Origin of the sequence: Micromonospora sp. NPDC049799 (assembly GCF_040656655.1) — a bacterium.
Lineage (GTDB): Bacteria > Actinomycetota > Actinomycetes > Mycobacteriales > Micromonosporaceae > Micromonospora.
On sequence record NZ_JBFAMU010000169.1, the window covers coordinates 1 to 9811 of the forward strand.

Here is a 9811-nt window from a genome sequence, read left to right on the forward strand (position 1 = left end):
GCCGCCGACACGGAAGCCGGCTCGCTCACCGTCGAGCTGGTCGAGGAGCCGGTGGAGCCGGTGGCGGCGCGGCCGGGCGCCCGGTCGGTGCCGACCACCTACGCCGACCTGCGCGCGGCGGAGCCGGACGTCGTGCTCGTCACGCCGTGCGGTTTCCACCTCGACGGTGCGGTCGGGCAGGCCCGGGCGGTGGCGGGTGAGTTCCCCGGCACCGCGGTCTGGGCGCTGGACGCGGACGGTCTGATCGTCCGTGCCGGGCCCCGCCTCGTCGACGGGGTGGAGGCGATCGCGGCGGTCCTGCATCCGGACGCGGTGCCGCTCCCGTCAGCGGGCGCGGCGGCCCGTGTCGCCTGAGCACTTTCGGTGGTGATGGCCGCCACACTCAGTGACGGCGGGTGTCGCGGAGCCTCTGTGAGGTGACTGCGGGCGCCTGAGCGCCCGATCAGCCGGCCGAGCGCCCGACGCTGAGCGCAAGCTCAGCCCGTATCGGGTGCGCTGAGTGGGAACTCAGCTGGCGATCTCGCGCCAGGACGGGCTGCTGCCGCGCCAGGCGCTGGCGAGGATGACGGCCGAGGTGCGGCTGGGGCACTCCTGCAACTTGGAGCGGCCCTGCGCGCCGCCGATCTGCGCCAGGACCTCCCAGCGCTCCCCCGCCCGACGGATGTACACGTCACGGCGCCCGCGGGAGGTCGGGTCCCCGTTCCACCAGTGCTTTTCGACGATCACGTGCCGACGGTATACGACCGATCCGCCGAACGGTACCGGCACCCGGCTCGTCCCGGAGCCACCCGACGCCACTTTCGCATGATCAGGCGTAACTTTTGCTCAATCGTTCGAAAGGCATGGACTCGGGGATCGAATCCGTTTAATGTTTCGATCCATCACCCCGGTGTTTCAGGCGGGTCACATCGTCGGCGTCGATCGCCCCCTGAGCCCCGGTCGATGGCCGACCGCTACCCCCACCACAGCTCCGTGTCCGCGGTCGACCGTCTTCACTCCCACCCTCCCGAGGAGGAACGATGGGCACACGGCTGCTGCGCCGATTTCGCAGTCCTGTCCTAGGTTCGATCGCACTCGCCCTGGTCGCCGCCGGCCTGTCCGCAACCCCGGCCGTCGCGGCACCCGCCCAGGAGCCGGGCGTCACTCTGCGTGTCTACGACGTGCAGGTGCCGCTCAACGAGATCTGCACGCTCAAGGCGGCGCAGACCCCGAACGTCGACAAGCTGATGTCCACGATCAACTTCACCTCGACGGCCGACTTCGGCTTCGAGGACTACTTCGTGGCGCAGGTGCTCGGCAACATCAACATCACGACCGCCGGCTCCTACACGTTCCGGCTGACCAGCGACGACGGGTCGAAGCTCACCATCGACAACTCGGTCGTCATCAACCACGACGGCCTGCACGGCGCGGACCCGCCCAAGGAGGGCACGGTCAACCTGACCGCCGGGGCGCACCCGTTCCGGATCGACCACTTCGAGCGCACGGGTGGGCAGCAGATCACCCTGGAGTGGAAGACCCCCGGTTCGTCGTCCTTCGTCGTGGTGCCCAACTCGGCCCTGAGCACCGACGCCGGCGTGGTCCGGGTCACCGCCCCCGGCAAGAAGGAGTGCGAGGGGGTCTTCGACTCCCCCGGCGACGGCCTGCCGCTCAACGGCGTGCACCCCAGCTACACGCTGACCAACCTGCGGCCCAGCGGCTTCCAGCCGAAGGTCACCGGCATGGACTGGCTCGCCGACGGACGGATGGTCATCTCCACCTGGGGTGGCAGCGACCAGTCCGGCAGCTCGCAGGACGGCGAGGTGCACATCCTGAGCAACACCGGCGGCTCCACCGGCCCCGGCAACGTGACCACGAAGAAGATCGCCGGCGGGCTCAAGGAGCCGATGGGCCTGAAGATCGTCGACGGGGTCGTCTACGTGTCGGAGAAGCAGAAGCTGACCCGGCTCGTCGACACCAACGGCGACGAGGTGGCCGACCAGCTCCAGACAGTGGCCACCTGGCCGTACGGGGGCAACTTCCACGAGTTCGCCTTCGGCCTGCTCTACCAGGCGCCGTACTTCTACCTGAACCTCTCGGTGTCGATCAACTACGGCGGCAACACCACCGACCCGCAGCCGGCGCCGAACCGGGGCACCACCATCAAGGTGCACAAGGACACCGGCGCGGTGTCGTACGTCGCCGGCGGCCTGCGTACCCCGCACGGCATCGGCTGGGGACCGGAGAACGGCATCTTCGTCACCGACAACCAGGGCGGCTGGCTGCCCTCGTCGAAGCTGCTGCACATCAAGCAGGACCGGTTCTTCAACCACTACATGAACCCGGCCGGCCCCTTCGACACCAAGCCGGTGACCCCGCCGGTGCTGTGGATGCCGCAGAACGAGATCGCCAACTCCCCCAGTGGGCTGGTGACGGTGCCCAGCGGCACCTACGCCGGTCAACTGCTCATCGGCGACGTCACCTACGGCGGTCTCCAGCGGGCGTTCCTGGAGAAGATCGACGGTGAGTACCAGGGCGCGCTGTTCCGGATGACGCAGGGCCTGGAGGCCGGCATCTCGGAGGTCCACATGGGGCCGGACGGCGCGGTCTACGTCGGTGGGCTCGGCGCCGGGGGCAACTGGGGCCAGAGCGGCAAGCTGCAGTACGGGTTGCAGAAGCTGACCCCGAACAGCACCAGCACGTTCGACATCCTCGCCATGCGCGCCACCACCACCGGCTTCGAGCTGGAGTACACCCAGCCGGTGTCCACCGAGACCGCCGCCGACCTGGCGGCCCGCTACAAGGTCAAGCAGTGGCGCTACCAGCCGACCGCCGGCTACGGCGGGCCGAAGATCGGTGAGGAGACGCTGACCGTCAGCGCCGCCACCCTCTCCACCGACCGCAAGAAGGTCAGCCTCACGGTGCCCGGCCGCAAGGCGGGTCACGTCGTGTACGTCCGCTCGCCGCGCCCGTTCACCTCGACCACCGGCGCGTCGCTGTGGAGCACCGAGGCCTGGTACACGCTCAACGCCATCCCCGGCAGCACCCCGCCGCCGACCGGCGGCACCAACCTGGCGCTGAACAAGTCGGCCACCGCGGACAGCTCCTGCGCCACCACGGAGGGACCCGAGAAGGCGGTCAACGGCAGCGTCGCCGGCGGCAACGCCGACAAGTGGTGCTCGAAGGGCACCAGCAGGTACCTCCAGGTCGACCTGGGTTCCAGCCAGAGCGTCAACAAGTTCGTGGTGAAGCACGCCGGGGCCGGTGGTGAGAACGCCGCCTGGAACACGAAGGACTTCACCATCGCCACCAGCACCGACGGCTCGAACTGGACCACCCGCGCGACGGTCACCGGCAACACCGCCAGCACCACCACGCACGACGTCACGGCGGTCACGGCGCGCTACGTACGGCTGAACATCACCGCGCCGACCAGCACCACCGATCCCGCCGCCCGGATCTACGAGTTCGAGGTGTACGCCCCCTCCGGCGGCGGCTCCGGCACCATCACCGGGATCGGCGGCAAGTGCCTCGACGTCAGCAACTCGGCCACCGCCGACGGCACCAAGATCCAGCTCTGGAACTGCAACGGCACCAACGCCCAGAAGTGGTCCCGCGTCGGCGACACCTTCCAGGCGCTCGGCAAGTGCCTCGACGTCGACAAGGGCGGCACGGCCGACGGCACCAAGGTGCAGCTGTGGACCTGCAACGGCACCGGCTCCCAGGTGTGGCAGCCGCAGTCCAACGGCTCGATCCTCAACCCGCAGTCCGGCAAGGTCCTCGACGCCGCCGGCGGGTCCAGCGCCGACGGCACCCAGATCCACATCTGGACGTACGTCGGTGGCGCCAACCAGCACTGGGTGATCAACGGCGGGAGCGGGACCAACCGGATCCAGCTCTTCGACGGCGACGACCTGAACGCCTGGCAGACCACCGGGGGCGCCGCCGCCGGCTGGCCGCTGGCGAACGGGTCGGCGGAGGTCCTGGGCGGTGACATCCGGACGAAGCAGAGCTTCGGCGACTTCAACCTCCACGTCGAGTGGTGGCAGCCGACCTACCCGTCCACGGTCACCGGGCAGGCCCGCGGCAACAGCGGCGTCTACCTGCAGGACCGGTACGAGATCCAGGTCCTCGACTCCTTCGGGGACACGTCGCTGGACAACACCGAGGCCGGGTCGATCTACAGCCGGAAGGCGGCCGGCAGCAACGCGGCCACCGCGCCGGAGACCTGGCAGACGTACGACATCACGTTCCGGGCCGCCCGGTTCGACAACTCCGGCAACAAGACCGCCAACGCCCGGGTGACCGTGCGCTGGAACGGCACGCTGATCCACGACGACGTGGAGATCACCAGCCCGACCGGCGGCGGTGCCGCGGAGACCGCGTCCGGGGGCCCGATCCGCCTCCAGGACCACGGTGACCCCGGCGCCAACGTCCGCTACCGCAACATCTGGATCGAACCACTGTCCTGAACCCCACCCCGAAGCCGCCCGTCCCCCAACCGGGGGGCGGGCGGCCCGCTTTCCGTGTGTTGAAAGGGGGCCCTTCCTCTACACGAAGGCGTTGACGGGGGGCCCTTCCTTACACCTCAGGTGCCGCAGCAGTTGCGGTCGACCGGGGACAGCGGGGACGTGCGGAGGATGCGGACCTGGCCCAGGTCGCCGCCGAGGGGGTCGGTGAAGCCGCCGTTGGGTTCCGGCAGCACCTCGACCGCCAGGGCGCTGATCGGCGCCTTGTCGGGCAGGCCCGCCGCGTCGAGAGCGCCGCGCACCTCGGCACCGGTCCAACGGATTTCACCCTCCACCGCGAGCGGAGTGCCGTCGTGGTGGCCTCGCCGTAGCGGGTGCAGCCGCCGCAGGTCCAGTTGGACGTTGCGGCGGGTGCTCCCGTCGGCCTGCACCACCCGGGCGTAGAGCACCGCCCAGAGACCGGTGTTCGGCGGGCTCGGCAGGACCCGGCGCAGCCCGGTGTACGGCACCGCGTACGTCGAGCGCACCCGGACCGCGCCGTCCGGCTCGGCGAGCACCGAGCAGGGCAGCTCCGGCGCCGGGTGGGCGACGCCCTCCAGCACCAGCGACTCACCGAACCGGCCCTGCGCCGTGCACCAGAGGGGGTCGGCGTCCGGGCCCCGGTCGTGCCCGAGGCGGATCTCGTAGGTGTAGAAGGAGAACAGCTCCGGCGAGTTCGGGTCGGTGTTGGGCGGCAACGGCACCAGGAAGTGCCGGTCGCTGTCGGCGGCCGGTTCCAGGCGCTGCATGGTGGCCAGGCCGGCGAGGTCCTGCACCTGCCCGGGGGTGATCACCCGGATCGGCTCCGGGTCCAGCGGCACGCCCTCGACGGTCGCCGGGTCGGCCACCGGTTCGGTGCCGGGCAGCAGCATCGGGTCGGGGGTGACGGTGAGCGGCCGGACGAAGTACCCGTCCCGAGGGTCGGCCGGCGGCTCGGCGAACTCCAGCCACAGCCGCCGGATCCGGGGCGCGGTCGCCGCGTACTCGGCGTCGGTGGAGTACGGCGTGAGCGCGATGCCGGCGGCGACCACCTTCGGCACCTGCGCGGGCGGCGTGACGACCGGCAGCCGGGTCTCCACCGACCGCGCGACCGTACCGCCTCCCTCCAGGGTGAGGGTCAGGTCGTAGGTGACCACCAGCTCGTACGGGAATCCGTCCGGGCCGAGCGGCACGGGCAGCGCGTCGAGGAACACCAGGCGGGTCGCGGACCGGTCGACCGCACCCCGGGTGGCCTGCACGTTGACGCTGTCCATCAGCTCGACGGTGCCGACGTTCACGGTGACGTCCGGTGCGCCGGGGGCGTCCGGCATGCGGACCGTCCGCCGGACGGACAGGGTGGGCGAGCCGGCACCGCGCCACGTCCAGTCCCGGTCCAGCACCACCCGCAGCGCGTTGATCCACTGCCCGGCCAGCTCGGCCGGGTCGGCGAACTCCACACTGGACACGTCGGGCGCCAGGTGATGGGTGAGCCCCGCACACCCGAACCCGAAGCGCTGCCCGGGTGGACCGAGCAGCATCGGGCCGTCGGCGACCAGGTCCAGCGCACCGGCGAGCCGGCCGAGCAGCGCCGGGGTGGGCGCGTTCTGCGCGGCGAGGGCGTGCGCCACGACCACCTGGCCGGCCGGGTCGGGTCGCAGGAACACCGACCGCAGCTCGTCGGCAGCGGGCAGCGGACGCAGGAGGTCCGTCTCGGCAGAGGCGGTCGCGACCGCGTGCAGGTCGACGATCCGCGCCGGGCCGCGCCGGGCGGCGTCGCTGCCGAAGTACGCCGGGTCGTCCGCCCCGAGGGCACGCAGTTCCAGGCGTACGTCGCGGGCGGTGAGCACTGGCAGCGGACCGGTCACCGTGCCCTCGGCGCCGGCCTGGCCGGTGACGTCGACCCCGGTGTGGTTGGCCGCGTCGATCCAGTCGAGGTCCAGGGCGAGCGGGTCGGCCGGATCGGCCGGGAAGGGCCGGGTGGTGGTGTACCACTCGACGTACCCGCCCTCGTCACCGGCCGGGTCGAACGCCGGGGTGCGCAGCAGCACCCGGACGTGCACGAGCGTGGTGTCCGGGTCTCCGATCGCGGGGCTGCTCGCGGTGTCCGGGTCGGCGTCGTTGGCGGCGATCTGCGCGAGCAGTTCGGCACGGGCGGCGGGGCCGGCGGCGAACACCGCCTCGGGGTAGCCGAGCGGCGGTCGGCGTACGGTCACGGCTGGGACGCTGCCGTCGGCGCCCGGGACGACCTCGTCCAGCGGCAGCATCGCCGGGGGACGGTGTCGGCGCAGGACCAGGGTGGTGGTCGGGGCCTCCCCCTCGCGGGTCGGCTCGGCGTCGACGGTGGGACCACCGCCGGTGGCGTCGGCGAGCCGGACGCGGACGTCGTACGACCGGCCGTAGCGCAGCTCGACCGCGTCGGTGCCGACCGGTACGGCGGTGTCGGCCTGCCCCACCGGGACGTCCATCAACCGTTGGTCGTCGACGGTGTCCACGACGAGCGACCCGCCGCGCCAGCGCAGGAACCAGGCGGGCAGCCAGAGCTGGCCGCTGTGTTCGGCGGGTACGACCTCGCTCCACCGTTCCTCGCGGGCCTCGCCGAGGTCCACGCCGACGGTCAGCGGGGCGTCCACCAGGGACAGCGACGTCCACCCGTCCGCGCCGGACTCCCGCACGTCGACGCGGTAGCCGAGGATGCCGCGCGGGGCGAGCACCGGGTCCTCGCCGTCCGGTGGGGCGCCCAGGGCCCGGTTCTGGCCCTCCAGGATGTCCTCGTCGTCCCAGCCGAGCTGGATGCCCTCGTCACGGGCGAGCGGGGTGCCGTCGCCGGTCTCGTCCAGCAGGTCGGCGCTGACCGGCTGCCGGGCGTGCACGATCTTGGCGAAGCCGTCGTCGAAGCGCAGCGCCTCGGCGAAGACCCTGTCATAGTTGCCGAGCGCACCGGCCGCGGTGGCGTCGGCGGAGACCGGGAAGAGCACCGGGGTGAACAGCGGCGGGTCGGCGTCGACCGGCAGCTCCGGTACCCGGGTGGCGAAGGAGCGCAGGAAGGCCGGGTCGGCGGCGGCCTGGGCGGCGTAGTCGCCGTGTCCGGCGAGGTCGACCCAGAGCCACCCGCCGTGCGCCAGCAGACCCGGGTCCACCGGCACGTCGAGCGCGACGACGAGCCCGAGCGCCTCGGCCAGCCGGGGCCGGCGCAGCGCGAACGCGATGGCCTCGCCCCAGCCGATCACGGTCGCGGGCGGCGGGGGCGCCGGCTCCGGTGGGCAGCTCATCAGGCAGTGGTAGCTGTCGTCGGTGACCGCGAGGGACGTACGCGGCCGGACGAACGGGAACGACCGCCGGTAGCTGACCGGCAGGTACTTGCGCAGCTGCCGGCCGAGGTCGCGGCCCTGCGGGGCGAAGGTGTCGCCGGCCGGTCCGTCCGGGATCTCCAGGGCGTCGCCGATGGCGGTGAAGATGTCCCGGGCGTGCGCGGCGTGCAGCGTGTCCGGGGCCTTCGGCAGGACCGCGGTCTGGTCGACGAGCGTGCGCTGGGGCAGGGCCCCGGCGCTGTCGGAGACGGAGACGGTGAAGGCGAGCTTCGCGTCGGCGAAGGCCGGCACCCCGGGCGGGGCGGCCAGCAGCGGGGCGAGCGGGTTGCCGGCCGGGGCGACGAGCAGTCGGATCGACAGGGTCCGCGCGGCGTGGTCCCAGCGTTGCAGGTACGGCACGAGGGTCAGTTTGTGTGCGGTGGCCATGGCGGACTCCTCAGAGCGTGACCGTGTCGGTGACCTGGTAGGTCGCGCTGATCGAGATGATCAGGAAGAGGTCGACCTGGAGCTTGACCGACCCGGTGTAGTCGCACTTGGTGGTGCCGGCGTCGTCGTACACCAGGCCCCGGAGCTCGGCCCGGAGCTTGACCTTGACGATCTTGGCGCTCTGGGTGATGTCGACGCCGGCTTCGAGGGCCACCAGTCCCCCGTAGCTGGTCCGGTCGGCGATGGCGTCGTAGGCGAGGACGAAGCCGACGCCCAGGAACGCGTACGCCCGGAAGACGCCGATGGTGCCCTCGACGCCGACCCCGACGAAGGCGACCAGCTCGAACTTCTCGCTGGTGACCGCCCCGGAGACCGAGGTGAGCGAGAAGGTGACCTTCAGGCTGGCGATGATGAAGATCTTCGCCACGCCGACCGTGGTGACCGGGAACTTGCCCTCCAGCTCGGCGCCGAACACCGCCGACGCCTTCGCGCCGCCGGTGGCCAGGTCGATGCCGCTGCTGGCGCCGACCGAGAGGGTCGCGGTGATCTCCGCGCCGATGGGCAGGGAGAACTTCGGGAACGACACGATGGTCTTCGCGTCGAACTTCACCTCGTGCTTGGCGTTGGTCGCGCCGAGCGGGATCGGCCCCTCCACGCCCCGGGCGCCGAAGAACGGGATGTAGCGCAGGATCTCCTCGATCTCGGCCAGCAGCAGCGACCGCAGTTCGACGATCTCCGGCCGCCGGTCGGTGCCGCCGGCGATGCGCAGCTCCGACCCGGTCAGCTCGGTCATCCCGGCGATGTCGGTCCAGATGCGCAGCCCGGTGAAGTCGGCCGACCACCGCTCCTCGGTCAGCTCCAGGCGCAGCACCGAGCCGTCGTACCGGAGTTGCGAGCCGTGGCCGCTGCTGCCGGCGAGCCGCAGCGGCGTGGGGTGGTTGACGATCTCGACCGGCGCGCTGAGGGCGAGCCGGCCGGTCGGGCCGACGTCCAGGTGGACCGCGCCGGCGGCGAGCTCGATCGTGTTCGCCGGCGGCGGGAACGCCCCCTTGGAGGTGGAGCGGGCCAGGATGTCGGCGAGCGCCGGCTGGTGCCCCGACTCGATCCGCCGCACGCCGGGCGCCGGCACCGACGGCCGGGGGAAGCAGAACGCGTGCGTCGGGGTGCTCTGCACCAACGCGTAGTCGTGCGCCGGGGCGCTCGGCACGAGCAGGTCGGCGGCGTCGGCGAACCGGTACGGCCCGGGCGCGCCGACCAGCGGCGGCTCGGTGAAGACCGTCCGATCCCCGGCCGCGTACGCGATCGGGTAGCGGCGCAGCAGCGGCGTACCCCGGTTCTCCGCCACCGTGACGGCCTCGCCGCCTCCCGGCGGCGCGGCGGCCACCGGCCGGACCACCACCGACCAGGCCCCGGTCTCGGGCAGCCGCGGCGTGCCACGAACGGTCGCCACGAACACCGGCGTGCCGGCGTCGTCGGCGAGCCCGACCTCGATCCGCTGGGCGCGGAACGGCAGGCCGCTGCCGGCCACGTCGATGACGGTGTCGACCGGGCCCCCGACCGGGCCCTGCGCCTCGATCAGCGCCCGCAGCGCGGACGCCGGGGCCGGCGTGC

4 protein-coding genes and 1 pseudogene are annotated in these 9811 nt (G+C 72.2%); 2 read left to right on the forward strand and 3 right to left on the reverse strand.

Going from position 1 to position 9811, the window contains the following annotated elements:
* Positions 1-354 (forward strand): annotated as a pseudogene (locus AB0I76_RS15045) (hypothetical protein); the annotation flags it as partial.
* A 153-nt stretch (positions 355-507) separates the two neighbouring features.
* Here the strand turns inward: AB0I76_RS15045 and AB0I76_RS15050 are convergent.
* Positions 508-726, reverse strand: coding sequence for a hypothetical protein (locus AB0I76_RS15050; protein WP_357034793.1), 219 nt, complete (start codon positions 724-726; stop codon positions 508-510).
* Between the two features lie 293 nt (positions 727-1019).
* Between AB0I76_RS15050 and AB0I76_RS15055 the strand changes: the two genes are divergently transcribed.
* Positions 1020-4451 carry a family 16 glycoside hydrolase gene (locus AB0I76_RS15055; RefSeq protein WP_357034795.1) on the forward strand — a complete coding sequence of 1144 codons (3432 nt, stop codon included), beginning with the start codon at positions 1020-1022 and terminating at the stop codon, positions 4449-4451.
* Between the two features lie 116 nt (positions 4452-4567).
* On the opposite strand, the gene AB0I76_RS15060 is transcribed toward AB0I76_RS15055, so the two are convergent.
* Positions 4568-8200, reverse strand: a complete 3633-nt coding sequence (locus AB0I76_RS15060; RefSeq protein WP_357034797.1) for a hypothetical protein — start codon at positions 8198-8200, stop codon at positions 4568-4570.
* A 10-nt stretch (positions 8201-8210) separates the two neighbouring features.
* The coding region (locus tag AB0I76_RS15065) for a hypothetical protein (protein ID WP_357034799.1) at positions 8211-9811 on the reverse strand (1601 nt) is incomplete at its 5' end.

Bases quoted from the DNA above. Each gene is read 5' to 3' on its own strand.
- AB0I76_RS15055 (WP_357034795.1), top strand. From the start codon at position 1,020: ATGGGCACACGGCTGCTGCGCCGATTTCGCAGTCCTGTCCTAGGTTCG.
- AB0I76_RS15060 (WP_357034797.1), bottom strand. From the start codon at position 8,200: ATGGCCACCGCACACAAACTGACCCTCGTGCCGTACCTGCAACGCTGG.